A 24,757-nucleotide genomic window follows, 5' to 3' on the forward strand; every position below is an offset into this window, starting at 1 on the left:
CGGGGGGCGTGAAAGAGGGCGGGGAGTGGGAGCAAGGCGCGCCTCTCCGCGCGTAATCAGTTTCCCTGGACAGGACGAGAGTCGGCGGCCGCTTCCACCACCTCGCCGACATCGGCGAACAGCTCGCCCGCAGCCAGGCGCAGCTCCACGCTGGCGAACTCCACCGCTTCCTCGCCAGCGTAGGGGTGCAGCACCCACAGGCCGTCGGCGCCCTTGCGGTAGACGTCGGTGGCGCGGCGGTCGATGTCCACCAGCACGTATTCGCGCAGGCTGGCCAGGCGGCGGTAGTGGGCGAACTTGTCGCCGCGGTCGTAGTTGCCGGTGGCGGGCGAGAGCACCTCGACGACCAGCAGCGGATGGGCCTTGGACAGCCGGCTGGCGTGGTCGGCGGCGTCGCAGGTGACCATCACGTCGGGATAGAAATAGGCATTGGCGGCTTCGACGTGCAGCCGCATGTCGCTGATGTAGGTCTGGCAGGCGCTGCCGCGCAGGTGCTGGCGCAGGGCAACGAAGATGTTGCCGGCCACGGTGACATGGCGATCCTCCGCGCCGGCCATGGCGAAGACCTCGCCGTGCAGGTATTCGTGGCGCTGCTCCTGGGTCTCTTCCCAGGCCAGGTATTCGGCCGCGGTCAGCGGCGAGCCTTGCTGTGCGTATCCCATGGTCGGCCTCGCAGGCGTGGTGCTCGGGCGATTATGCGGCATGTGGCGGCCGGGCCGCAGCAGGGGCGCTGCCGCTCAGGCCGTGCCCTCGCCGCCGCAGGCCAGGCTCTCCGTCTCCACCGGCACATACACCAGCAGGCGCTCGCCGTTGCGTGGGGCAGACCACCAGTTCATCTGCTGCAGCTCGACGAAGCTGCCGTCGGCGCGGCGGAAGCGCTTGCGGTGGTTTTCCACGCTGCGAACTTCGTAGCGCTGCCAGGTTTCGCGGAATTCCTCGGAGATGGCGAGGTAGCGCTGCAGATCGGCGTTCCAGACGGGGTCGTCCAGGTGGTCGGCCATGGCGGCGCGGAAGGAGGCGACCAGCTGCGGCATCACCTGCTCCCAGTCGGCGAGGTGGGCGCGCCAGGCGGGGTTGGTGAAGGCCAGGTAGATGCAGTTGCGCTCGTCCGCCGGCACGCTGGCGAGGTCCACGCCCACCAGTTCGCAGTAGGCGGCGTTGAAGCCGAGGATGTCGTAGCGCGGGTTCTGGATCACCGCCGGGAAGGGCTCCAGGCGGTCGAGGATGGCCCGGGCGGCGGCGGAGAGCCGGGTGCATACGCGGCTCTTGGGCAGGCCGGCCTGGGGGAAGCCGGCCAGCGACAGCAGGTGACGCGTCTCGGCCTCGCTGCATTGCAGGGCTTCGGCGATGGCGTACAGCACCTGCATGGAGGGATGCACCGGCCGGCCTTGTTCGAGCCAGGTGTACCAGGAGGCGCTGACGTTGGCGAGCTGGGCCACCTCTTCCCGCCGCAGGCCGGGCGTGCGGCGGCGGCCGATGCGCGGCAGGCCGACGCGCGCCGGCTCCAGGTTCTCGCGGCGGGCACGCAGGAAGGCGCCCAGCTCGCGGTTGCGCGGGGTGATTTCCGCGGCGGCCGACGGGGTGGACGATGGAGCTGTGGCGCTGGCGGCGGGCGGGGAGGCGACGAGGCTCATGGCGGCGGTCCGTATGGAAGAGCGTGGGCGGGGAGGTGTCCGCGCAGCTCGCTGGCGAGAAAGGGTTGCGCAGGGCTGGGGGCGCGGTCTGCACCGGCTCCGTCGCTGCGCTGACTGGTGGTGCCAGTCCTAGGATAGACAGAGTCTGGTACCAGTTTACCGCGCCGCGCATACTCCGGCCATCTTGCCGGAAACGGCATTCCGAGTTTGCTGCCATGTCCCGAATCGCCTCCACTCCCCAGGCTGCACCGCGCGCCGCGACACCCCGGCTGAGCATGGCCGGCCTGACCGTGCTGCTGGCCGGCCAGCTGCTGCCGCAGATCGACTTCACCATCGTCAACGTGGCGCTGGACGCCATTGCCCGTTCGCTGAACGCCGACGCCACCGGGCTGGAACTCATCATCGCCGCCTATGGCGTGGCCTTCGCCGTGTGCCTGGCGATGGGTGGCCGGCTGGGCGACAAGCTGGGCCGGCGGCGGGTGTTCGAGTGGGGCGTGGCGCTGTTCTTCGTGTCTTCGCTGTTGTGCGGGCTGGCGCAGGCGGTGTGGCAGCTGCTGGCGGCGCGGGCGCTGCAGGGCGTGGCGGCGGCGCTGATCGTGCCGCAGATCCTCGCCACCATTCATGTGACGCTGCAGGGCCATGCGCACTCGCGGGCGCTGGGCTACTACGGCGCCATCGGCGGCCTTTCTTTCATCGTCGGCCAGGTGCTGGGCGGCTTCCTGATTTCGGCCGACGTCGCCGGCCTGGGCTGGCGCAGCGTGTTCCTGATCAACCTGCCGCTGTGCCTAGGCGTGCTCGCCTGCAGCCGGCGCTGGGTGCCGGAGACGCGGCGCGAGGGCTGCGCCGCCATCGACTGGCCGGGCACGCTGCTGCTGGCGACCTTGATCGTCTGCCTGCTGCTGGCGCTGACGCTGGGCCCCGGCCTGCGCTGGTCCTGGCCCTGCCTGGCCTTGCTGGCGGCGGTGCTGCCGCTGCTGGCCGCGCTGTGGCGGGTGGAGCAGGAGCAGGCGCGCCGCGGCGGTCATCCGCTGCTGCCGCCGGAGTTGCTGCGCCTGCCCAGCGTCGGCTTCGGCCTGCTGGTGGCCGTCCTGTTCTTCTCCGGCTGGAGCGGCTTCATGTTCGCGGTGGCGCTGACCTTGCAGAGCGGCGCCGGCCTGTCGCCCTTCGAGTCCGGCAATGCCTTCATCGCGCTGGGCGCGTCCTACTTCGTCTCCTCGCTGCTGAGCGCGCGGGTGTCGGCGCGGCTGGGGCAGGCGCGTACGCTGATCGTCGGCTGCCTGATCCAGATGAGCGGCCTGCTGGCACTGATGCTGACCTTCGAACGGGTGTGGCCGCAGCCGGGCGTGCTCAACCTGATGCCGGCGACCTGCCTGATCGGTTTCGGCCAGGCCTTCATCGTCGGCAGCTTCTTCCGCATCGGCCTGTCGGACGTGCCGCAGCAGCAGGCCGGCGCCGGTGCGGCCATGCTGTCCACCGTGCAGCAGGCGGCCTTCGGCCTGGGCGCGGCGCTTATAGGCGCGGTGTTCGCCCAGGTGCTGCACGGCGGTGGCGACTACCGCCAGGCGGTGCTGGCGGCGCTGGGCTCCGAGCTGGTGTTGATGCTGATGCTGGTGAGCAGCGCGCTGGTGTTCCACGGCCGTCGCAGCCGCCGCTGCCCGGCCTGAACCTCAGCTTTCCGCGATGTCCGCCAGCAGCGCCGCCAGCGCCTGCGGCTGCGACATGAAGGGCGAATGGCTGGCGTCCAGCGTATGTACCCGGGTGGGGTTGGCCGGCACGAAGGCGTCGGCGGCGGCGATGAAGCGTTGCTGCAGCGCCGGGCGTATCGCCTGGTCCTGCAGGCAGCGGATGTAGTGCCGCGGCACCGCGCCCCAGCGCGCGGCGGTGGTGGCGACCGGGGTGGCGAAGGGCGCGACCGGCACGTCCGGCGTCAGCAGGTTGGCGACGGCGGCGTAGGCGATGTCGTCCACATCGCCGTAGAAGGCGGCCTTGTTGGCGGCGCGGTAGGCCTCGTCGGCGCTGCGGTGGTTGATGCGCAGCGCGCCGACCGCGCTGGGGTCGGCGACGAACAGGCCGCCCACCCGCTGGCCCTCGTTCTCCGGCGCATCGATGTAGCTCACCGCCGGCACGCCGGATTCCGGCATGAAGGCGGTGAGATAGACGAGATGGGCGATGGCCTCCGGCGCCCGTTCCGTCACCGCGCTGGCGACGATGCCGCCCATGCTGTGCGCGACCAGCACCACCTTCTCGTGGCCCAGGCCGCGCAGACGCTGCAGCGTGGCGAGGGTGGCGTCCACATAGTCGTTGAGGGTGACGCCGGCCAGCGGCGAGGTTTCGGTGGCGAGCTTGGCCGGCCGCTGCGGCTGCTCCAGGTAGGTGGCGGGGAAGCGGGCGTTGAGGCCGTGGGCCGGCAGGTCGCAGGCGACGGCGGCATGGCCGCGCGCGGCCAGCAGCGGGATGATGCGCTCATAGGTCCAGGCGCCGTGCCAGGCGCCATGAACGAGCAGGAAAGGCAGGGCGGACGAAGGCTGGCGGGTGTCGCTCATGATGGGGTCTCCTGATGTAGGCGGCCTTGTGCCCGGCCGCTGGTGTGACATCAGGATAGCCCCAAGCGGCGCCGCAGTGCAGGCCGGCCGCGTGGCGGCGGGGCGGTGGCGTCCGCCGCCAGGCCGGCGTTCACCGCGCCAGCTTGCGGCTCCAGCGCTGGTACAGCCGTTTCATCACCGCATGCATGGCGGCGCTGCGGTTGTCGGCGTCGCGCAGGGTTTCGGCGCGGCTGCTGACCGCCGGGTTGCCGGCGGCGAGTTCGCGGTCGATCTCGTGGCCGTTGCGCTCCACCGACAGTTCGATGAGGGCCGGCGTCATCTCGAGGTGGCATTGCATGCCGAGGTGGCGGTCGCGGGCGACGAAGACCTGGTGCGGGCAGTCGGCGCTGCTCGCCAGCAGCACCGCGCCCGGCGGCAGCTCGAAAGTGTCGCCGTGCCACTGGAACACCGGGATCTCGGCGCCGGCGTCGCCGCCGAACCACTCCGCCGCGTAGGGCACGGCGGCAACCTTGATGCGCTGCCAGCCGATTTCCCGGCGCGGGTTGCGCCGCACCTGTGCGCCCAGCGCATGGGCGAGGATCTGGCTGCCGAGGCAGTGGCCGGCCACCGGGATGCCCTGGCGGTCGGCCTCGCGGATGAGCTGGAACTCCTGCTCCATCCACGGCAGGCCGTCGTTCACGCCCATGTAGCCGCCCATGAACACCAGGCCGGAGTATGCGGAAGGGGAGGCCGGCACCGGCGCGCCGTCCACCAGCGGGATCACCACCGAGGGAACACCGAGCTGCTCCAGCACCGCCGGCAGCGCGCCGGGGGCGCCCACCTCGGTGTGCTGGAAGATGGCGACCGGCTTCATGGCCGGCTTCCCCGGCGAACGGATTGCTGCGACATCAGGCGAACCCCATCAGTTGATTCAGATGGTCCGGATTGTGCAACAGGGTGTCGCTGGCGCCGTCGTAGATGATGCGGCCGCGGTCCATCACCACCGCCTTGCTGGTCAGCTCCAGCGCCTGGCGGGCGTGCTGCTCCACCAGGATGAAGGAGAGGTCGCGGTCCAGCGTCATCTGGCCGATGGCGCGCACCAGCTCCTCCACCACCACCGGGGCCAGGCCTTCCAGCGGTTCGTCCAGCAGCAGCAGGCGCGGGTTGAGCAGCAGCGCGCGGGCAATGGCCAGCATCTGCTGTTCGCCGCCGGAGAGCTGGGTGCCCATGTTGTCCTCGCGCTCCTGCAGGCGCGGGAACAGGTCATACACCTTCTCCAGCGTCCACTTGCCCGGCCGGGCGGTGACGGCGAGGTTCTCGCGCACCGTCAGCGAAGGGAAAATCCAGCGTTCCTGCGGCACCCAGCCGAGGCCGGCGGCGGAGCGGCGGTGCGCCGGCACGGCGACCAGGTCGCCGCCGCGCCATTGCATGCGGCCGCCGCGCAGCACGGTGGCGCCCATCAGAGTGGCGATCAGCGTACTCTTGCCGACACCGTTGCGGCCCAGCAGGGCCAGCGTTTCGCCCTCGGCCAGGGTGAGGTTGATGTCTTCCAGGATGATGGCGCGGTCGTAGCCGGCGCTCACGCCTTCCAGGCGCAGCAGCGGCGTGTCGCCGGTGGCGCTTGCCGCCGGCGCGGCGGAAACAGCGGTGCTCATCAGGCGTGGCCCTCCGAATTGCCGAGATACACCGTGCGCACCTCGGGATTGGCCATGATCTCGGCCGGCGTGCCTTCGGCCAGGATGCCGCCGGCCACCAGCACGGTGACGCGGCTGGCGAAGCGCGACACCAGGTGCATGTCGTGCTCGATGAAGAGCAGCGAGATGTCTTCCGGCAGCTCGGCGATCACCTCGAACAGCTCGGCGCTCTCGCCGGAGGGAATGCCGGCGGCCGGCTCGTCCAGCAGCAGCACCCGCGGCCGCAGCGCCAGCGCCACCGCCACTTCGACGATGCGCTGCTGGCCGTAGGGCAGGGTGCGGGTGAGCAGGTGGCCGACGTGGCCCAGGCGCAGCTGCGCCAGGATTTCCGCCGCCTCGTCCAGCGCCGCGCGGTGCTCGCCGGTGCGCTTGTACCAGCGCGCGGTCAGGCCCAGGCGCTCGCACACCGCCAGCGTCACCGACTGCATCGGCGTCAGCTCCGGGAACAGCGAGGTGACCTGGAAGGTGCGCGCCAGCCCGCGCTTGACGCGCTGGTCCGGCCGCTGGCCGGTGATGTCCTCGCCCAGCAGGGTGATGCTGCCGCTGGTGGCGGGCACGGTGCCGGTGAGCAGGTTGATGAAGGTGGTCTTGCCGGCGCCGTTGGGGCCGATCAGCGCATGGCGGGCGCCCATCGGCAGGCTGAAGTTCACCGCGCGGGTGACCTGCAGCGCGCCGTAGTTCTTGCTCAGGCCGGTGGTGGTGAGGGCGATGCTCATGCCGTACCTCCCTTGGTTGCGGGGGTGGCGGGCACCGCCTTGGTGGTGCTGGTCCTGGCCACCGGCATCAGGCGCTGGCGCAGCGAGCGCAGGATGCCGAGCACGCCGCCGGGGGCGAACAGCACCACCAGCACCATCACGCCGCCGACGCCGAACTGCCAGTATTGCGGGTTGAGGTCGGACAGCAGGTCGCGGGCGATCACGAACACCGCCGCGCCCACCAGGCCGCCGTAGCGGTGGCCGGCGCCGCCCAGCAGCAGCATGATCAGCACCTCGGCGGAGAGGCCGAAGGACAGCGTTTCCAGCGCCACGAACTGGCTGGTCTGCGCCATCAGCGCGCCGGCGATGCCGGCGAAGATGGCGGCGAACACATAGGCCTGGCGCAGGCGGGCGGCGGTCGGCGTGCCGATGGCCGCCATCCGCTTCGGGTTCTCGCGCAGGCCTTCCAGTGTGAGGCCGAAGGGCGAATCTATGATCCGGGTGGCGACGATGAAGCACAGCGCCAGCACCACGAAGGTGTAGAAGAAGGCGGTCTGGCCGAACAGGTCGAACTCGAACATGCCCAGCACCGGCGATACCACCATGCCCTGCAGGCCATCGTCGCCGCCGGTGAGCCAGCGCGCGCGGTTGGCGGCCTCGAACACCAGCAGGCCGAAGCCCAGCGTCACCATCAACTGCGCCAGGTGCTGCACCCGCAGCACCGCGAAGCTGGTGATGAGGCCGAGCAGGCCGGCCACCAGCGCGGCGATCAGCAGGCCGGAAATGGGTTCGCCCCAGCCATGCACAGCCAGCAGGCCGGCGGTGTAGGCGCCGATGCCGAAGAACATGGCGTGGCCCAGCGAAAGCAGGCCGGCGTAGCCCACCAGCAGGTCGAGCGACAGCGCGAACAGGCCGAGCGCGGCGACGTGGGTGGCGAGCAGGTAGTACTCGGGGAGGAACAGGGCGACCGCGAGCGGCACCGCGAGCCACAGGGCGATCTCGCCGCCGCGCCGCCGCAGCCAGCCGGCCTCGGCGGTGGAGGGGGGACAGGATGGGGTCACGATTTCTTTCCCAGCAGGCCGTGCGGACGCCACATCAGCAGGGCGACCATGACTGCGTAAATGATGAAGGAGCCGATTTCGGGCAGGAAGTACTTGGTCATCATGTCGATGACGCCGACCACGCAGGCCGCCAGCAGCGCGCCGCCGACCGAGCCCAGGCCGCCGACCGAGACGACGATGAGGAAGAGCACCAGGTACTTCAGCGGGAAGGCCGGGGTGAGGCCGAGGATCTGGATGCCCAGCGCCCCGCCCAGGCCGGCGAGGCCGCTGCCGATGGCGAAGGTGAGGGCGAACACGCCGCCGACGTTGATGCCCAGGCCGGTGGCCATCACCGGGTTATCCACCGCGGCGCGGATCTTGGCGCCGAAGCGGGTGCGCTCCACGCCCAGCACCACCGCGGCGGCGACCAGCAGGCCGACGGCGACCAGGAACAGGCGGAAGATGCCCACTTCCAGGCCGAGGAGGTTGACCTGGCCCTGCAGGAAGGCGGGCAGTACCACCGGCTGCTGGCTGGGGCCGTAGAACCAGGTGATGCCGGCCACCGACATAAAGGTGAGGCCGACGGTGAACAGCACCTGGTCCAGCGGGCCGCGCCGGTACAGGCGCTGGTACAGCAGGCGCTCGACGACGATGCTAGCGAGCGCCACCACGGCGAAGGCGACGGGCAGGGTGACCAGGAAGGGCACCCCGGCCCGCTGCATCAAGGTGGTCGCGACATACCCACCGAACATGGCGAAGGCGCCATGGGCGAGGTTGACGAACCCCATCATCCCCATCGTCACGGAGAGGCCGATGCTGATCAGGAACAGCAGCATCCCGTAGGCCAGACCGTCGAACAGGACGGTGAGCAGTATCGCAAGCATCTGGTGCGTGCCTCCGTATGGCGGGTTACTGGGCTTCCTTGGCTGGGTCCTTGACCCGCTCGAACTTGTCGAACTCGACGTTCACCAGCTCGCCGTCGACCTTCTCCACCTTGCGGATGTAGACCGTCTGCACGATGTCGCGGGTGGCGGCGTCGATCTCGATCGGGCCGCGCGGGCTCTCCAGCTTCAGGCCCTTGAGCGCTTCCATGACCTTGTCGCCGCTGATGTCGCCCTTGGTCTTCTCCAGCGCGCCGGCGATGGCGGCCATGCCGTCATAGGCGCTGACGGCGAAGTAGCTGGGGCGCATCTCCTTGCCGAAGGCGGCGTAGAAGTTCTTCACGAACTTCTTGTTCAGCTCGGACGGGTGGGCGTAGGAGTAGTGGTGGCTGGTGATGAGGCCCAGCGCCACGTCGCCGGTGGCCTGCAGGTAGCTGTCGTCGGTGGCTTCGCCGGTGGCGAAGAGCTTGATGCCGGCTTCGTCCAGGCCACGTTCCTTCCAGGCCTTGAGGAAGGCCGGGGGCATCACGCCGGAGGGGAAGAAGAAGAACACCGACTGCGGCTTCTCGTCCTTGATGCGCTGCACGTAGGCGGAGAAGTCCGGGTTGTTCATCGGCGTGCGCACGCTGCCGACCACCTTGCCGCCGCCGGCGGCGAAGGCCTTCTCGAAGGCGTTGTGGGCGTCGGTGCCGGAGGCGTAGTCGGCCACCACCACATAGGTTTCCTTGATGCCGTTCTTCAGCATCCACTGCGCCATCGGCGCGGAATCCTGCTGCACGGTGAAGGACACGCGGGCGATGTAGGGCGAGCTGGTGGTGATCGCCGAGGAGGAGGCGTTCATCACCACCGTCGGGATCTTGGCCTGGGTGACGATGGGGGCGATGGCGTAGGCGTTGGGGCTGAAGTCCAGGCCAGTGATGAAGTTCACCTTGTCGCGCACGATCAGCTCCTGGGCGAAGCGCTTGGCCGCGTCCGGGCCGGGGCCGGCGGTGTCCTTCTTCACGATCTCCACCTTCTTGCCGGCGATCTTGCCGTCATGTTCCTTGAGGTAGAGCTGGATGCCGGCGTCGAACTGACGGCCATAGTCGGCGTAGGGGCCGGAGAAGGTTGCGATGACGCCGATGCGGAGAGGATCGTCGGCGGCAACGGCAACGTTCGCCAGGCTCGCTCCCGCTAGTGCGAGGGCGGCCAGCAGGCCTGCTTTCTTCATCATGGGAATCTCCACTTCATGATGCCCCTATCTCTGTGGGGCGGGGGGTTGGCGGCCCGGCGGAGGTCGTCCGCCGGTACATCGTCCTGCGCGCTAGCGTGGCGGCAGGATCACTTGTTCCCTCGTACCGGCGCGCCTCAGGCGAGCAGGGACTTGAGATCGAAGGATTCGTCTGCCAGCTGCGCTGCGGTGGCGCTGGCGCCGGCGGCAACCAGCTTGCGCCCCAGCATGTGCTCGGCTGGGCGGCTGGCAGTATGCACCGCCGCCATGCGTCCATTGCGCAGGCAGAACACGGTGAAGCGGCCGCTGGCGGGATCGCCGCGGACCACCACTTCGTCGTCCGCCGCCATCAGGCCGGCCATCTGCAGCTTGGCGTCGTACTGGTCGCTCCAGAACCAGGGCACCGAGGCGTAGGGCTGCGGCGCGCCCACCAGCAGGCTGGCGGCGGCGCGGGCGAGGTCGTTGGCTGCCTGGATGGATTCCAGCCGTATCGGCCGCGCCGGATCGGGCGCGTAGGGGTTGGGGAAGGCGGCGCAGTCGCCGGCGGCCAGCACGCGGGGCGCGGAGGTCTGCCCCAGGCCGTCGGTGAGGATGCCGTTGGCGCAGGCGATGCCGGCGGCCTCGGCCAGCCCGGTGTTGGGAATCACGCCGATGCCGACCACCACCAGGTCGCAGTCGATGCGCTCGCCGCTGGCCAGCTCCACCGCGCACACCTTGCCGTTGTCGCCATGCAGTGCGGAAACGGCCTGGCCGAAGGCGAAGCCGACGCCGTTGCGGCGGTGCAGGTCTTCGACGAAGGCGCTCATCTGCGGCGTGACCGCGCGGGCGAGCAGGCGCGGCAGCGCCTCGACCACGGTGACGTCCAGCCCGCGGCCGGCGAGGGCGGCGGCGACTTCGAGTCCGATGAAGCCGCCGCCGATGATACAGGCGCGGTGGGCGCCGCCCGCCGCGGCATCCAGCCGCAGCGCGTCATCCACCGTGCGCACTTCCAGCACGCCGGCCAGGCCGGCGCCGGGCACCGGCAGTGGCCGGCAGCGGGCGCCGGTGGTGAGCGCCAGCCAGTCGTATTCCAGGCTGCTGCCGTCGTCCAGCGTCACCTGCTGCCGCTCCGGCGCCAGCGCGGCGACGCGGCGGCCGAGCAGCAGTTCGATGCCGCTCTCGCTGTAGAACGCCTCGCTCTTCACCGGCAGCGATTCCACCGTGCTCTTGCCGGTGAGCAGGCCCTTGGACAGCGGCGGGCGCTGGTAGGGCGGCAGGGCTTCGTCGCCGACCATGACGATGCGGCCCTCGAAGCCGAGGTTGCGGGCGCTGGCGGCCAGCTGCAGGCCGGCATAGGAGGCGCCGGCGATGAGCAGGGCGGCGCGTGCGTTCATGGCGGTCTCCACGGGGCGTCGCCGTTCAGGCCTGGGTGGCCGGCACGGTGATGATGATGCCGTCCAGCTCGGCGCTCATCGGCAGCTGGCAGCTCAGGCGGCTGGTGGGGCGGCGCTCGGCGGCCACGCCTTCCAGCAGCTCCTGCTCCATGTCGTCGGCCGGCGGCAGGCGGTCGAGGAAGGCCTCGTCCACGTACACATGGCAGGTGGCACAGGAGCAGCAGCCGCCGCATTCGGCGTCGATGCCGCGGATGTTGGCGCGGATGGCGGCTTCCATGACGCTGAGGCCGGCGGGCGCATCCACCGCGCGGGTGCTGCCGTCCTTGAGGATGTAGTTGATCGTGGGCATCAGAACATCTCGAAATACTCGCGGTGCTCCCATTCGGAGACCTCGAGGTTGAATCGGGCGATTTCGGCGTGCTTGATGTGGCACAGGTAGTCCACGAAGCGCTGGCCGAGTTGTTCGCAGAGGTAGGCATCCGCGCGCAGGCACTCCAGCGCGTCGCCCAGGGTGCGGGGCAGCTGCTCCGCCGGGGTTTCGTAGGGTGCGTCCGCCGAGGGGCCGGGGTCCAGCCTGCGCTCCAGGCCGTCCAGCCCGGAGAAGAGCTGGGAGGCGAGGTAGAGATAGGGATTGGCGGTGGGTTCGCCGATCCGGTTCTCGATCCGGGTGCCGGCATCGCCGACGCCGCCCAGCACCCGCAGCATGGCGCCGCGGTTGTCCCGGCCCCACACCGCGCGGTCGGGCGCCAGGGAGAAGGGGCGGTAGCGGCGGTAGCCGTTGATGGTGGGGCTGGCGAGCGCGGCCGAGGCGCAAGCGTGGCTCAGCAGGCCGCCGAGGTAGTGGCGGCCGGCGTCGCTCAGGTCCTGGCCGGCGGCTTCCGGGATGAAGGCGTTGGTGCCGCTGCCCTTGTGGCGCAGGGACTGGTGCAGGTGCCAGCCGCTGGACATCACGTTGGGGATCTTGGGCCGGCACATGAAGGTGGCGTGGTAGCCGTGGCGGCGGCACACCTGCTTCACCGCGCTGCGCAGCAGCACCATGGCGTCCGCCGGCGCGAGGCCGACGGTGGGGCCGAAGGTGAGCTCGAACTGGCTGGGGCCGAATTCGATCTCCAGCGAGCGCAGCGGCAGGCCGAGGCCCTGCAGGTTGGCGCGCAGCAGCTCCATCACCGCGTCCACATCGTCGTAGCGCTGTTCGGTGAGGTACTGGTGGCCGTGCGACAGCAGCGACACCGCCGGCGGCGTGCCGGGCTGGCCGGAGTCGGCCAGGTTCATGCGCTTGTCGTCGAGGCGGAAGACGTGGAACTCCACCTCCAGCCCGGCGACGAACTCCAGCCCGTGGGCGTCCAGCCGCTGCACCGCGCGGCGCAGGATGTTGCGGGTGGACAGCGGCGAGGGCCGGCCGTCGCTCATGAACATGTCGCACAGCAGCCAGCCCGTGCGGTTGGCCCAGGGCAGCACCTTGAAGGTGGCCGGGTCGGCCACCATGGTGAAGTCGGCGCCGCCCTGCATGCCCTCGAAGTCGAAGCCGCCGCCGGTGGCGAACACCGGGAAGACAGTCTTGTGCGAGGTGTCCTTGGCGAGCAGCGTGGTGGTCATGTTCACCCCGCTGCGCAGGGCCGACTTGGCCTCCGCCGCAACCAGGGTCTTGCCGCGCAGCACGCCGTGCTGGTCGGGGAAGGCGAAGCGCACGAGCTCCAGCCCGTCGGCGTCGATGCGGCGGATGACTTCATCCGCCGCGGCCGCCTGCTCCGCCGTCCACACGTCGAATCGATCGACAAAGCTGGCCATGCCGGCTCCTTACTTCGCCAGCCGCGCAGCGGCCCAGGTGGATTCCCGGCGGCGCTTGAGGTCGGCCTCGCGCCAGTAGGTTTCCGGCTCGCTGCCGCTGGTGTTGACGCCGTCGATGGAGGGCGGGCCGCTGAAGGTGGCGGCCTGCGCCTGGTCGATCAGCATGGGCACGCTGTCGCCGGCCTGGGTGCGCTCGATGGCGTCCACCAGGATGCGGCGGTAGGCGATGATGCCCTTGTCGGTGGTGCCCAGGTGCTCGCGGGTGCGGTCCTGGATGGTGCCCTGGGACTCGATCGCCCACTGGTCGTGCACATTGATGTCCATGCCCATGCCGGTGTAGGTCTGGGTGTTCTGCTCGGAGACGCTGTAGCCGTAGTTGTTGCGCTTGTTCTGGCGCGAGGTGTAGTCGGGCAGCTCGTACAGCTTCAGGCGCTGCTCGCGCATCTGCTCCTTGTTCACCGGGCCGGTGAAGCTGGTGAAGATGGCGTACCAGTAGCAGTTGTGGTCATCGACCGGCACGTGCCACTGGGAGATGGTCATCTCCGAACTCATCGGGATCACGAAAGCCTGCGGGAAAACGACGTTGGTCACCCGCACGTGGGTGGTGTTCTCGTTCAGCTCGCGCAGCGTGGTCAGGCGCAGGCCGTAGTCGGTGCTGTCCACCTTGATCTCCGGGCGGTCGTACTCGCGCAGTACCTTGGTGATCGGGATCTGGGAGTCAGCGGAGGCGCCGCGGAACTGCTTGCCGTAGCTCTCGTCGGTGCTTTCGTCCTCGAAGAAGCGGTGCAGGTAGGAGGCGTGGGCGGGGTCGATGCCGACTTCCAGTGCCTGCAGCCAGTTGCATTCGAACAGGCCCTTGAAGGCGAACACATGGCTGTCCGGGGCGACGAAACAGTCGAACTCCGGGAAGGCCGGCGGCTCGCCCTCGCCCAGGTAGGCGAAGATGATTCCGCTCTTCTCCACCACCGGGTAGGCGGACTGCTTGATGCGGGTGCACAGCTTGCTGCCCACCGGCTCGGCCGGCGTTTCCAGACAGGTGCCCTTGGTGTCGAACAGCCAGCCGTGGAAGGGGCAGCGCAGGCCGCCGCCCTCCAGGCGACCGTAGGCCAGGTCGGCGCCGCGGTGCGGACAGTCGCGGTCCAGCATGCCCAGCTCACCCTTCTCATCGCGGAACAGGACGAAGTCCTGGCCCATCAGGCGCACCGCGCGCACCGGGCGCTCGCCCGCCAGCTCGTCGGTGAGCGCCACCGGCTGCCAGTAGCGGCGCAGCAGCTTGCCGGCGGGCGCTTCAGGCCCGACGCGGGTGATCAAATCGTTCTGTTCGGCACTGATCATGGTGTTCTCCAGCGTTGGTCATGTACTGCATGCAATTGCATGCAATGATAGACAGCACTTGATCCAGGTCAACAAAAATTGCATTTTCGTGACTGTTGGCTATCAGGTGTACACATGACCGGATATCCTGCGGCACAGTCGGGAGTGGGCTTGCGTGCGGCGAGAATGCTCGATTTTCCCGCCATTCTCCAGTGCGGCTCCATTCCGGTGCTCTGCCCGCTTGCATGTTGTTGCATGCAAAATCCAAGCCAGTGTGTTTTGGTATTGTATTCTTGCATGCAGCCGCGATGTGCAGGGCTTGCAGGTGGCTGAAAAGGCGGGTTTTGCGCGGCTTCGCGTGCTTGTATGCAATGGCCGGCAGGCATGCTGGAGCCGCTGCCGTCGCTTGCACTGTCGTGGGGCACGCCGGCACCCGGCCGGTGCGGCTGGATGCCGGTGCGGCGAGCCGCAGGCGGAAGGGCGGGGGGCGGGTAGAATCCGCCGCTGGCTGTTGCAGTGGCCAGCGCCCGCGAGGCGCCGGAGTGGCCTTCCGCTCCGCTTCCAGCCGCCGGGGGCGCGGGCCGCCGGTCCGGCCCGGTAACGATGAATCCCAGGGAAGAAATCCCATGATGCAGTCTCAGCAGTCCCGCGTTCTGGTGCAGTTGCGCGATCTCATCCTCAAGGGCGCGTTCTCGCCCGGCGAACGCCTGGCGGAGATCCCGCTGGCGGAGCGGCTGGAATCCTCGCGCACGCCGGTGCGCCTCGCGCTGGCCACGCTGGAGCACGAAGGGCTGATCGAGCCGCTGGCCGGCGGCGGTTACCAGATGCGCCGCTTCACCGCCCAGGAGGTGGCCGACGCCATCGAGGTGCGCGGCATGCTGGAGGGCATGGCGGCCCGCCTGCTGGCCGAGCGCGGCGCTTCCCGCCAGCTCATGCGCGAGTTCGAGGAATGCCTGGAACAGGGCGACGAGGCGGTGAACAAGCCGACCATGGACCTGGACGACTACGCCATCTACCAGGAGATGAACAACCGCTTCCATGAATTGCTGGTGCAGGGCTGCGGCAATTCGGCGCTGATCCGCACCATGGACACGCTGAACGGCCTGCCCTTCGCCGCCGCCAGCGCCACGCTGCCGATGCAGTCGGCCTACAACGAGGAAGGCCACCAATGGATGCGCTACGCCCACCGCCAGCACCACGGCATCGTCGATGGCATCAAGCGTAGTCAGGGCGCTCGGGTGCAGGCGCTGGCGCAGGAGCATGTGCAGATCGCGCGCATGAACGTGGACGAGGCGCTGGAGCGGCCGGAGCGGGTGGCGGACGTGCTGCCGGGCATCCGCCTGATGACCGACGTCGGTCGCCTGCCGCGGCCCTGATTCCGGGAGACCATTGCCGATGACGATCACACGTTGCAGCTGGGCAGGCAGCGACCCGCTCTACATCGACTACCACGACAAGGAATGGGGCGTGCCTGAGCGCGATCCCGGCAAGCTCTTCGAACTGCTGCTGCTGGAAGGCGCCCAGGCCGGACTCTCCTGGATCACCGTGCTGCGCAAGCGCGAGCACTATCGCAAGGTGTACGACGGCTTCGACATCCAGCGCATCGCCCGCTGGGACGACGCCAAGCGCCAGGCGCTGCTGGCCGATCCCGGCATCATCCGCAATCGCGCCAAGGTCGAGGCGGCCACGCTGAACGCCCGGGCCTGGCTGGAGATGGAGGAAGCCGGCGTGGATCCGGCGCAGTGGCTGTGGCGCTTCGTCGACGGCAAGCCGCTGCAGCGCGAGGTGGGCGGCATGGCCGGCCTGCCGGCATCCACCCCCGTCTCCGACGCCATGAGCAAGGCGCTGAAGGCGCGCGGCTTCAAGTTCGTCGGCAGCACCATCTGCTACGCCTTCATGCAGGCCAGCGGCATGGTCAACGATCATTTCGCCTCATGTTTCCGCTGCCGCGAAGTCGCCATGCTGGGTAGGTGAGCCCGGCCGCGGCCGGCTGGCGCCGGCTGGCGCCGGCTGCAGCGGCGGTGCCCGCTCGTGGCCTGCGATGACGCGCGCCGGGGACGGTGTTAGCATCGGGCCCCAGTAGTGCGCGCTGTGCCGTTCAGGCCGGCCGCCGGGCCCTCCGGCCCATTCGAGCAACCTAGCGGACGAGGAGATGCGTGGAGCAATCGGGTAGGACCGTCGTGTTCGCCGACCTGACCGGCAGCACCGGTCTGTTCGAGTCGGCTGGCAACGTCGCTGCCACCCACGTGGTCACCCGCTGTACGCAGGCCGTGGGTTCCCACCTGGCGCGTTCAGGCGGGCGCGTGGTCAAGTACCTCGGCGACGGCGTGCTGGTCCTTTTCGACGACACGGTCGCTGCGGTGGACGCCTGTGCCCGGGTGCAGGACGTGCTGCGCGACCTCAATTTCGGCGAACTCCGCTCCGCACCGCTGGGCTTCAAGGTCGGCATCGAGTACGGCTCCATCGTCGAGCACGACGGCGACAGCTATGGCGACGCGGTGAACGTGGCCGCTCGCCTGTCCGACCGGGCCGAGGCCAACGAGATACTGATCGGCGAATCCGCTTTCAACCGCCTGCCCGAGTTCCGCCGTATCGCCTGCCACAGCCTGGACCGCATCAAGGTCAAGGGCAAGGCGGCGCCCATCCGCGTCTGGCGCATCGACTGGGCGCGTACCGCCGAGAGCACGCTCACCATCCCGATCGAGCTGCTGGAAGCCCAGAGCCAGCTGCGTTCCATGCAGCGGCTGGACCTGGACCGCCTCGATCAGCACCTGGAACTCGCTCCGCCGGATGGTCCGCTGGTGCTCGGGCGCGGCGAGGGCGCTGGCTTCATCGTCAACGATCCACGGGTGTCGCGCCGGCACGCCCGCATCGAGTGGAGCGGCGGCCAGTGCGTGCTGACCGACTTCAGCAGCAACGGCACCTGGGTGCGCTTCCCGGCCTCGCCTACCGCGGTCATGCTCAAGCGCGACAGCTGCGTGCTGCATGGCCAGGGCGAAATCGGCCTGGGCGCGACGCCGGACGACTTCACCGCCCCCACGCTGACTTTCCAGGTCATCAACGACGTTTGATTCCGCTTCATGCCACCGCCACGGGGAAAAGCCGCCGCGGCTGGGCATCGTTTCCCGTGGTCCCCCGTGCCACGCCAGACAAGGAGAACTCGCATGAGCCGAGCCCGTCGCTTCCTGCCCAAGGCCATCGCCTCCACTCTCGCGCTGCTCGCCGGCCAGGCGCTCGCCGCCGCTCCCGTGCCTGGCCACTACGCCGGGGTATTGCCCTGCGCCGACTGCCCGGGCATCGAGGTGCAGCTCGATATCGCCGCCGATGGCAGCTACGCCCTGCGCGAGCGTTACCGCGACCGGGAAGAAGGTGCGCGCGATCATGTTGGCCGCTGGATCATGGCTTCGGACGAACGCACGCTGGTGCTGCGCGGCGGCCATGAGCAGCCGCTCTACTTCTCGGTGGAGGACGAGCGCAGCCTGATGCAGCTGGACCGCGAGGCTCAGCCCATCGTCTCCAGCCTGGACTACCACCTGCGCCGCGATGACGCCTTGCCGCCGCTGGTGCCGCGGTTGATGCTCACCGGCCTGTTCCACCGCGGCAATGGCCCGGCCACCTTCGAGGAGTGCGGGCTCGGTCGGCCGCTGCCGGTGGCCAGCGCGGAAGGTTACGCGGCGCTGGAGCAGGCTTACGCCAAGGCGAAAGGCGCCGAGGACCTGGCGCTGATGACCCAGCTGCGCGGCCGCATCGAGCCGCGGCCGGCGGGCAACGGCGGCGCGGCGGTGCCCACCCTGGTGGTCGAAGCCGTCGACAGCTTCCGCCCCGGCGTCAGCTGTCTGCCGCCGCTGGCGAACGCGCCGCTGGCCGGCACCCACTGGAAGCTGATCCGCCTGGGTGACACGCCGGTGCAGGAAGGGCTGGTGCAGGAGCCGCATGTGGTATTCGACCCCACCGGCCGTGTTATCGGCGCCACCGGCTGCAACCGCCTGGTGGCGCGCTACGTCGCCGAGGGGCGCTCGCTGCGGATCGAGTCCGGCTTCACCACCCGCATGGCCTGCGCCCAGGGCATGGAAGTGGAAAAAAGCATGATGGCCGCGCTGACTGCCGCCCGCAGCTGGCGGGTTGCCGGCGGCATGCTGGACCTCTACGACGAGGTCGACCGCCTGGCCGGCCGCTTCATGGCGGTGACGGAAGAGAAAAACTGAGCTTTGCAGGCGGGAGGGAAGGCCCACCGCAGGCGAACGCCAGGAAAGCAAAAGGCCCGCGGGATACGCGGGCCTTTTTTCTACGCCTTGTGGGCGAAGCCGGCGGACGGGGCCGCCTTGAAACGGTTGCTGCTCAGCGCACTACCAGCTTCTGCTGAGCCAGCGCGGTGTTGGTGTCCTTGTGCAGCGCGTTGCGAACCACGCGCTTGAGCGCGTTCCAGCCGGCGTTGATCATGTCGCCGGTCGCTTCGGCACGCAGGCCGCGGGCTTCCATGATGAGGGCGGTGAGGTCGTTGGCGTTGAAGTCGTCGTCTTTGCGCATTTTTGATGCTCCTTGAATCGGCTGGCCCGTCGTGGGGGTACGGTGCTAATGTAGGGGTATTGTTGCGTCGCAACAAACGACGTTTTATCACGCGACGAAAGAGAAAAACTCAGCTATGGCCTACCGCCTCCCCCCACTGAACGCGCTACGCGCTTTCGAGGCTGCCGCCCGACACCTGAGCTTCAAGCATGCGGCGGAGGAGCTTTCGGTGACGCCCACCGCGATCAGCCACCAGATCCGTGGCCTTGAAGAAGCGCTGGGTGTGTCCCTGTTCCGCCGTTTGACGCGCGCGCTGGAGCTGACGCCGGAAGGCGAGGCGATGCTGCCCAAGATCACCGCCGGGCTGGACTGCTTCGCCGCCGGCGTGGAAAGGGTGAGGGAGATGGCGGGGACGCCGGGCGGCAGGCTGGACGTGATCGCGCCGCCGTCTTTCGCCTCGCGCTGGCTGGTGCCGCGGCTGCACCGCTTCTATGCCGATCACCCGGCGATCGAGTTGCATCTGGCGAGCGCGCTGCGCGCCATCGACGGCTCCGCCGGCCGTGACGGGCCGGGAGAAGACCTGCGTGGCGAGCGGCCGCAGCTGTGGATACGTTTCGGCGCCGGCCGCTATCCCGGCTTCCGCACCGAGTTGCTGTTCCGCCCCGGCTACACGCCGGTGTGCAGCCCGCGTCTGCTGCGCGCCCGCACGCCGCTGAAGGAAGCGGGCGACCTGCGCTTCCACAACCTCATCCATGACGACACCATCCTGGACCTGCGCGAGCGGCCGTCCTGGGGGGAGTGGCTGAAAGCCGCCGGGCTGGAGGACATCGGCACCCGTGGCGGTCTGCATTTCACCGACCCGGCGCTGGCGATCGCTGCGGCGATGGATGGCCTGGGCGTGGCGCTGGTACCCAAGCCCATGGTGTCGGCCGAGCTGGCCGACGGCCGCCTGGTGACCCCTTTCAACGTGGCGCTGGCGAGCTCCGCCGGCTACCACCTGGTGATGCAGCACTCCGCCGCCGAACTGCCGGCGGTGAAAGTGTTCCGCGAGTGGTTGCTGAACGAGGTGCATGCCGACGCCATCGCGATGGAAGGCGCCGGCTTCTAGCCGGGCAGAGTCGCCGCGCGGTCTCGTTCCGCCTCAGTAGGCCACGCTGAAGCGGCGGCGGCCGTGGGCGGGGCGCTCCAGTTCGTCGACGAAGGCGATGGCATAGTCGGCCACCGACACGCGGCTCTTGCCCTCGGCGTCGGTCAGCAGGCTGTCGCCGCCCAGGCGGAAATGGCCGGTGCGTTCGCCGGGGAAGATCTCCGCCGCCGGCGACAGCATGCTCCAGTCCAGCGTCTGCTCTTCCTGCAGCAGCTTCAGCGCCGCCCGCGCGCCTTCCGCCGTGCCTTTCCACTGCGCCGGGAATTCCGGCGTATCCACCAGTTGCACGCCCGGCGCCACTTCCAGGCTGCCGGCGCCGCCGACTACCAGTAGGCGGGGCACGCCGGCCTTGCGGGTGGCGTCGATGATGTTGCGGATGCCGGCGATGTAGTAGCCATAGACGTCCGCTTGCGCATGGCCGCTGAAGGCGCTGAGGACTGCATCGTGGCCGCTGAGCAGGCCGGCAAGGGCGCTGGCGTCCTGCACGTCTACCGCCACCCCGGTGAGGCCGGGCTGGGCTGGCAGTTTTTCCGGGTGGCCGACCAGCGCGGTGACCTGGTGGCCGCGGGCGAGCAGTTCCTCGCGCAGGCCGGAGCCGATGTAGCCGGAAGCGCCGATGAGTGCGACTTTCATTTGATTCTCTCCACTGAGGTTGGGACGCCGCTCGGCGTCGGTGAAGAGATCATGCGCTTCGGAATTGAGGTGATAAACGGGTGAATGGATAATGGATTGTTATTCATTCAAGAACAAATCCGGCCGGAGCCTTTTCATGAACAAGCCCACCACGCTGGACCTGAACGCCTTGCAGATCTTCGCGGCCGTGGCCGAGGCCGGCGGCTTCACCGCGGCCGCGCTGCGCCTGGGCATGGCCAAGGGCCAGTTGAGCCTGCAGGTGCGGAGGCTGGAGGCGCGGCTGGGCACCGCCTTGTTCACCCGCACCACCCGGCAGGTGGCGCTCACCGCCGCCGGCCAGTCCCTGTTCGAGGAATGCGGGCCCTTGCTGGATCAACTGCGGGAGGCGGTGGAGCGGGCTTCCGCCGGCGAGGCGGAGCTGGCCGGGCTGCTGCGCATCTCCACCTCGGTGGACCACGCCGCCCAGTCGCTGGCGCCGGCGGTGGCCCATTTCAGCGCCCAGCATCCGGGCGTGCAGGTGGAGATCCGCAGCAGCGACAAGGTGGTGGACATGGTGAAGGAGGGCATAGACCTCTCCATCCGCCTCGGTTGGCTGCGGGATTCGTCCCAGCGCGCGCTCTACCTGCGCGCCTTCGACCAGTACATCGTCGCCGCGCCGACCTACCTGCGGCGTAAGGGCATGCCGATGCGACCGACGGATCTGGCGGAGCACGAGTGGATCGCGCTGACCTTGCTGCCGACGCCGCTGACCTGGACGCTGGAGCAGGAGGGCGTGGAGCCGGCGACGGTGCAGGTGAGCGCCCGGCTGAAGGTGGATTCCCCGGCGGCGCTGCGGGCCTTGCTGGTGGAGGGCGCCGGAATTTCGGTGCTGGACGAGCGTTCGGTGATGCCGGAGCTGGCGGCCGGCAGGCTGCAGCGGGTGCTGGAAGGCTGGCAACTGAAGCGCGGCGGTATTCATGCTGTGCTGCCGCCCGGTCGTCACGTACCGGCGCGAGTGCGGGCCTTCATCGATTTCTATCGCAACTGGCTGGGAGTGGCGAGAGGCTGATGCGGAGAGGCTGCCCGCCCCGCCGCCGGCAGGGCAAGGCAGCGCGGTGCGGCATCAGGCGCTGACGGTGATGCTGGAGCCGATCAGATTGTCCACCGCATTGGCGCCTATGGTCCCGTAGGAGGAGGCGAGCTGCATCAGGCGGGCGAACAGCTGGCCGTCGCTGCTGCCGGAGCTGGTGCTGGTGTCGTTGGTGCCGGTGGCGGCCGCGCTGGCGCTCTGGCTGGTGCTGCTGCCGGTGGATTCCCGGTAAGCGGCTGCTTCCGAGGCGGTGACACGGCCGTCATCATTGGCGTCGGCGGCTTCGAAGTTGGTCGCCAGCGTGCTGAAGAGGCTGCTGGCGGTGTTGTCGCTGGCTTCGCTCGCCATCGCGCTCAGTTCGTCCTGGGTGAAGCCGGTATCTTCGCCGCTGGCGCCTTGGGGTGGCGGCGGAGGCGGCATGCCGCCCTGTTCCATGCGCATGCGGTTGAATTCGCCGTCCAGCTGCTGGCTCAGCTTCTCCAGCGTGGCGCTCATCTCGTCCTGCGTCACCTTGCCGTCGGCGTCGCTGTCCAGGGCGTTGAACAGGTCCTCGGCGCTGGCGCCTTCGGTGCCCAGGCTGGAGATGGCGGATTCCAGGTCGCTCTGTTCGATGTAGCCCTGGCCGTCGGTGTCCAGTGCCGAGAAGAGGTCCTCGGCCATCTTGGAAGCCCGGCTGCTCGAGGATGAGCTGCCCCAGGTGGTGTAGCCGTAGCTACTGGTGCTGCTGATCGAGGTCATGATGGTGCTCCTGAACGGTGGTGGGCGCCCGTCGGAGACAGCGGCGGACGATACGCGCGCACTCTATGCGCACCACCATGTCAGGGTTTGTCCGCTTGGTATCGCGTTGGATACACAGGTTTCAGCTTTGGCGGGGCAGTACCAGGCGGGCGATGAGGCCGCCTTCCGCGGCGTTGCGCAGCACCAGCTCGCCGCCGTTGCGCCGCGCCGCGTCGCGGGCGATGGACAGGCCCAGGCCGACGCCGCCGGAGTTGCGGTTGCGTGAGCCTTCCAGCCGCACGAAGGGCTCCATGACCTGGGCGATGCGGTTCTCCGGGATGCCGGGCCCCTGGTCGCGCACCTCGACGACGAGCTGCGTGGGCTGGTCGTCCAGCACGATGGTGGCGCGTTGGCCGTAGCGCACCGCGTTGTCCACCAGATTGTCCAGGCAGCGGCGCAGTGCGGTCGGCTGGCCTTGTATCGGCCGGGCGGTGCCGCGCACCTCCACTTCGGCGCCATGCTCGCGGGCGTCTTCCGCCACCGAGTCGGCCAGCGCCTGCACGTCCAGCAGCTGCCAGGGCTCGCTGTGGGCTTCGCCGCGCAGATAACCCAGGGTGGCGTCCAGCATGGCGGCCATCTCGGCGATGTCCTCGCGCAGGCGGCTGCGGTTTTCTTCGTCCACCGGCGCTTCGATGCGCAGCTTCATGCGGGTGAGCGGGGTGCGCAGGTCGTGGGAGACGGCGGCGAGGAAGCGCTCGCGTTCCTCCAGCTGGGCGCGGATGCGGTTCTGCATGTGGTTGAACACACGGGCGGCCTGCCGCGCTTCCTCCGGCCCCTGTTCGGCCACCGGCGGGCTGTTGAGGTTGTCGCCCAGGCGGGCGGCGGCGTTGGCCAGCTGCTGGATGGGGCGGGCGATCATGCGCGCGCCGACGCCGGCGGCCAGGGTGACGGCGATGAACTGGATGGTGAGCCCGACCCACAGGCCCAGCGGCGCGCCGGGGAGGGGGCGCGGCGGCTCGTCCGGGTCGAAGTGGCGGCGCTCCGCGCCTTCGCCGCCGTGCGGGCCGGGCGGGGTGTCCTGGCGGGCCTCCGGCGGGCGCACCATGTCGCCGCCTTCGAAACGCGGCGGCGGGCCGCGGAAGGCGGGTGGGGCGATGAAGACCAGCAGCGCGGCGGCGATCAGGTGGCTGACCACCAGCGCCAGGGCCACCAGGCCGAACAGGCGGCCGAACACCGAATCCGGTAGCAGCCGCCGCATCAGCGCGTCACCTCGGCGTCGAACAGGTAGCCTTCGCCGCGTATGGTCTTGAGCAGGCGCGGCAGGCGCGGGTCTTCGCGCAGCTTCTGGCGCAGGCGGGAGACCAGCAGATCGATGCTGCGGTCGAAGGCCTCGGCGGCCTTGCCACGGGCGGCGTCCATCAGCTGATCGCGGTTGAGCACGCAGCGCGGGCGTTGGATGAAGGCCCACAGCAGGCGGAATTCGGCGTTCGACAGCGGCACCGCCAGCTTGTCGGGCGAGGTGAGCAGCCGGGTCAGCGGGTTGAGGCGCCAGCCGTCGAAGCGGATGTCGCCGCTCTGGGGATCCTGCCCGGCGTTGCGCGGCGATTTGCCGCCGGCCCGGCGCAGGATGGTGTGGATGCGGGCAACCAGCTCGCGCGGGTCGAAGGGCTTCACCACGTAGTCGTCGGCACCCAGTTCCAGGCCGACGATGCGGTCGGTGATCTCGCCGCGGGCGGTCAGCATCACGATGGCGATGTCGCTGTTGGCGCGCAGCTTGCGGCACAGGGCGAGGCCGTCTTCACCCGGCAGCATGAGGTCGAGGATGACGAGGTCGGGCGTGCGTGCCGCCATGCTGGCCTGCATGGCGGCGCCGTCGGCCGCCTCCGCGGTGTCGAAGCCGAAGCCACTGAGGTAGTCGCTCAGGAGGCGGCGGATCTGCGGGTCGTCGTCGACGATGAGGATGCGATGGGGGGCGTTCAAGCGGGCTCCTGCGCGCGGTGCGCTGCTGCTCAGGGAGCGGATTGTGGTGCGGCGGCGGCGGGCTGTGTTGGCGGCTTTGCGCCTTGTATCCGGGCCGATACAAATCGCCATGCACGGCGCAAGCCCAGGCGCCAGGAGGGGCGCGGCGTGCGCGGGAGTGGCGCTCGCGGCCGCCCGTGCAAGGTTTACCTGAATTTACTCGGCCGGCTGTATCTCGGTGACGATGAAAGCGCCGTCCACCCGGTCGGCACGGAACCTCACCCGGCTACCGACGCCAGCGCGCTCCAGCAGGGCGGGGTCGGCGGCGGTGAACACCATGGTCATCGCCGGCATGCCGAGGTTGGCGAGCGGGCCGTGGGCGATGGTGATCTTGCCGGCGCTCCTGTCGATGCGGCGCACCGTGCCTTCGCTGAGGGCCGCGCTGGCGTCTGTTGCCGTGGCGGGTTGTGCGGCGCCGTGGTCGTGCATTGCGCCGGGGCTGCCATGCCCGCTGTGGTCATCATGCTGGGCGTGGCCTGGATCATCGTCGTGCTGGGCCATGCGCAGATCGGGCT

Annotated in this window: 26 protein-coding genes; 7 read left to right on the forward strand and 19 right to left on the reverse strand. The window is 69.5% G+C overall.

The window, feature by feature from the left end; translation table 11 throughout:
• Positions 1-56 precede the first annotated feature (56 nt).
• The gene (locus tag GRF61_RS16605) at positions 57-662 is read right to left on the reverse strand and encodes a Uma2 family endonuclease (protein WP_169151748.1); all 606 of its coding nucleotides are present in this window, start codon (positions 660-662) and stop codon (positions 57-59) included.
• 75 nt (positions 663-737) lie between these two features.
• Positions 738-1,634 carry a helix-turn-helix transcriptional regulator gene (locus GRF61_RS16610; protein WP_169151749.1) on the reverse strand — a complete coding sequence of 299 codons (897 nt, stop codon included), beginning with the start codon at positions 1,632-1,634 and terminating at the stop codon, positions 738-740.
• Between the two features lie 215 nt (positions 1,635-1,849).
• Between GRF61_RS16610 and GRF61_RS16615 the strand changes: the two genes are divergently transcribed.
• Entirely contained in the window at positions 1,850-3,298 is a 1,449-nt protein-coding gene (locus tag GRF61_RS16615; protein ID WP_169151750.1) for an MFS transporter, read from the forward strand.
• A gap of 3 nt (positions 3,299-3,301) precedes the next feature.
• Here GRF61_RS16615 and GRF61_RS16620 read toward each other — a convergent pair whose 3' ends face one another.
• The 11 genes from GRF61_RS16620 to GRF61_RS16670 all read right to left on the reverse strand — a co-directional run bounded on the left by GRF61_RS16620 (position 3,302) and on the right by GRF61_RS16670 (position 14,172).
• Positions 3,302-4,177, reverse strand: a complete 876-nt coding sequence (locus GRF61_RS16620) for an alpha/beta fold hydrolase (protein ID WP_169151751.1) — start codon at positions 4,175-4,177, stop codon at positions 3,302-3,304.
• A 130-nt stretch (positions 4,178-4,307) separates the two neighbouring features.
• A complete protein-coding gene (locus GRF61_RS16625; RefSeq protein WP_169151752.1) occupies positions 4,308-5,030 on the reverse strand; it encodes a type 1 glutamine amidotransferase in 723 nt (240 codons plus the stop codon).
• A 34-nt stretch (positions 5,031-5,064) separates the two neighbouring features.
• Positions 5,065-5,811, reverse strand: a complete 747-nt coding sequence (locus GRF61_RS16630; RefSeq protein ID WP_169151753.1) for an ABC transporter ATP-binding protein — start codon at positions 5,809-5,811, stop codon at positions 5,065-5,067.
• Positions 5,811-6,566, reverse strand: a complete 756-nt coding sequence (locus GRF61_RS16635; protein ID WP_169151754.1) for an ABC transporter ATP-binding protein — start codon at positions 6,564-6,566, stop codon at positions 5,811-5,813. Before GRF61_RS16635 ends, GRF61_RS16630 begins: the two co-directional genes overlap by 1 nt.
• Positions 6,563-7,606 (reverse strand): branched-chain amino acid ABC transporter permease, encoded by a 1,044-nt coding sequence (locus GRF61_RS16640; protein WP_211166027.1) that lies wholly within the window; start codon positions 7,604-7,606, stop codon positions 6,563-6,565. Before GRF61_RS16640 ends, GRF61_RS16635 begins: the two co-directional genes overlap by 4 nt.
• On the reverse strand, positions 7,603-8,469 hold the full coding sequence (locus tag GRF61_RS16645; protein WP_169151755.1) for a branched-chain amino acid ABC transporter permease: 867 nt from the start codon (positions 8,467-8,469) through the stop codon (positions 7,603-7,605). The genes GRF61_RS16640 and GRF61_RS16645 overlap by 4 nt, the downstream gene beginning before the upstream one ends.
• 25 nt (positions 8,470-8,494) lie before the next feature.
• Positions 8,495-9,679 (reverse strand): ABC transporter substrate-binding protein, encoded by a 1,185-nt coding sequence (locus GRF61_RS16650; protein ID WP_211166028.1) that lies wholly within the window; start codon positions 9,677-9,679, stop codon positions 8,495-8,497.
• Positions 9,680-9,813: 134 nt separating this feature from the next.
• Entirely contained in the window at positions 9,814-11,049 is a 1,236-nt protein-coding gene (locus GRF61_RS16655) for an FAD-dependent oxidoreductase (protein WP_169151756.1), read from the reverse strand.
• Positions 11,050-11,074: 25 nt separating this feature from the next.
• Complete coding sequence (locus GRF61_RS16660) at positions 11,075-11,398, reverse strand: 2Fe-2S iron-sulfur cluster-binding protein (protein WP_169151757.1); 324 nt, start codon at positions 11,396-11,398, stop codon at positions 11,075-11,077.
• Positions 11,398-12,837: a glutamine synthetase family protein gene (locus GRF61_RS16665; protein WP_169151758.1), complete on the reverse strand. Its 1,440-nt coding sequence runs from the start codon at positions 12,835-12,837 to the stop codon at positions 11,398-11,400. The genes GRF61_RS16660 and GRF61_RS16665 overlap by 1 nt, the downstream gene beginning before the upstream one ends.
• A gap of 9 nt (positions 12,838-12,846) precedes the next feature.
• Positions 12,847-14,172, reverse strand: a complete 1,326-nt coding sequence (locus GRF61_RS16670; protein WP_169151759.1) for an aromatic ring-hydroxylating dioxygenase subunit alpha — start codon at positions 14,170-14,172, stop codon at positions 12,847-12,849.
• A gap of 605 nt (positions 14,173-14,777) precedes the next feature.
• Between GRF61_RS16670 and GRF61_RS16675 the strand changes: the two genes are divergently transcribed.
• From GRF61_RS16675 to GRF61_RS16690, 4 genes are all read left to right on the forward strand, one after another.
• The gene (locus GRF61_RS16675) at positions 14,778-15,527 is read left to right on the forward strand and encodes a GntR family transcriptional regulator (protein WP_211166029.1); all 750 of its coding nucleotides are present in this window, start codon (positions 14,778-14,780) and stop codon (positions 15,525-15,527) included.
• Between the two features lie 19 nt (positions 15,528-15,546).
• A complete protein-coding gene (locus GRF61_RS16680; RefSeq protein ID WP_169151760.1) occupies positions 15,547-16,125 on the forward strand; it encodes a DNA-3-methyladenine glycosylase I in 579 nt (192 codons plus the stop codon).
• A 206-nt stretch (positions 16,126-16,331) separates the two neighbouring features.
• The gene (locus GRF61_RS25200; protein ID WP_246034672.1) at positions 16,332-17,222 is read left to right on the forward strand and encodes an adenylate/guanylate cyclase domain-containing protein; all 891 of its coding nucleotides are present in this window, start codon (positions 16,332-16,334) and stop codon (positions 17,220-17,222) included.
• A 93-nt stretch (positions 17,223-17,315) separates the two neighbouring features.
• A complete protein-coding gene (locus GRF61_RS16690) occupies positions 17,316-18,356 on the forward strand; it encodes a copper resistance protein NlpE N-terminal domain-containing protein (RefSeq protein WP_169151761.1) in 1,041 nt (346 codons plus the stop codon).
• Positions 18,357-18,489: 133 nt separating this feature from the next.
• On the opposite strand, the gene GRF61_RS16695 is transcribed toward GRF61_RS16690, so the two are convergent.
• Positions 18,490-18,678, reverse strand: coding sequence for a hypothetical protein (locus GRF61_RS16695; protein WP_169151762.1), 189 nt, complete (start codon positions 18,676-18,678; stop codon positions 18,490-18,492).
• Positions 18,679-18,793: 115 nt separating this feature from the next.
• On the opposite strand from GRF61_RS16695, the gene gcvA reads away from it, so the two are divergent.
• Positions 18,794-19,765 (forward strand): transcriptional regulator GcvA, encoded by a 972-nt coding sequence (gene gcvA, locus GRF61_RS16700; RefSeq protein WP_169151763.1) that lies wholly within the window; start codon positions 18,794-18,796, stop codon positions 19,763-19,765.
• 33 nt (positions 19,766-19,798) lie between these two features.
• Here the strand turns inward: gcvA and GRF61_RS16705 are convergent, their stop codons facing one another.
• Positions 19,799-20,437: an NAD(P)-dependent oxidoreductase gene (locus GRF61_RS16705; protein ID WP_169151764.1), complete on the reverse strand. Its 639-nt coding sequence runs from the start codon at positions 20,435-20,437 to the stop codon at positions 19,799-19,801.
• A 136-nt stretch (positions 20,438-20,573) separates the two neighbouring features.
• Here GRF61_RS16705 and GRF61_RS16710 point away from each other — a divergent pair, with 136 nt between their 5' ends.
• The gene (locus GRF61_RS16710) at positions 20,574-21,485 is read left to right on the forward strand and encodes a LysR family transcriptional regulator (protein ID WP_169151765.1); all 912 of its coding nucleotides are present in this window, start codon (positions 20,574-20,576) and stop codon (positions 21,483-21,485) included.
• 54 nt (positions 21,486-21,539) lie between these two features.
• Here GRF61_RS16710 and GRF61_RS16715 read toward each other — a convergent pair whose 3' ends face one another.
• From GRF61_RS16715 to GRF61_RS16730, 4 genes are all read right to left on the reverse strand, one after another.
• Positions 21,540-22,244, reverse strand: coding sequence for an EF-hand domain-containing protein (locus GRF61_RS16715; protein WP_169151766.1), 705 nt, complete (start codon positions 22,242-22,244; stop codon positions 21,540-21,542).
• A gap of 121 nt (positions 22,245-22,365) precedes the next feature.
• Positions 22,366-23,481 (reverse strand): ATP-binding protein, encoded by a 1,116-nt coding sequence (locus tag GRF61_RS16720; RefSeq protein ID WP_169151767.1) that lies wholly within the window; start codon positions 23,479-23,481, stop codon positions 22,366-22,368.
• Entirely contained in the window at positions 23,481-24,203 is a 723-nt protein-coding gene (locus GRF61_RS16725) for a response regulator (RefSeq protein ID WP_248281289.1), read from the reverse strand. Before GRF61_RS16725 ends, GRF61_RS16720 begins: the two co-directional genes overlap by 1 nt.
• Positions 24,204-24,398: 195 nt before the next feature.
• The coding region (locus GRF61_RS16730; protein WP_348982415.1) for a copper-binding protein at positions 24,399-24,757 on the reverse strand (359 nt) is incomplete at its 5' end.

The organism is Azoarcus sp. TTM-91 (genome assembly GCF_012911025.1).
GTDB lineage: Bacteria > Pseudomonadota > Gammaproteobacteria > Burkholderiales > Rhodocyclaceae > Azoarcus.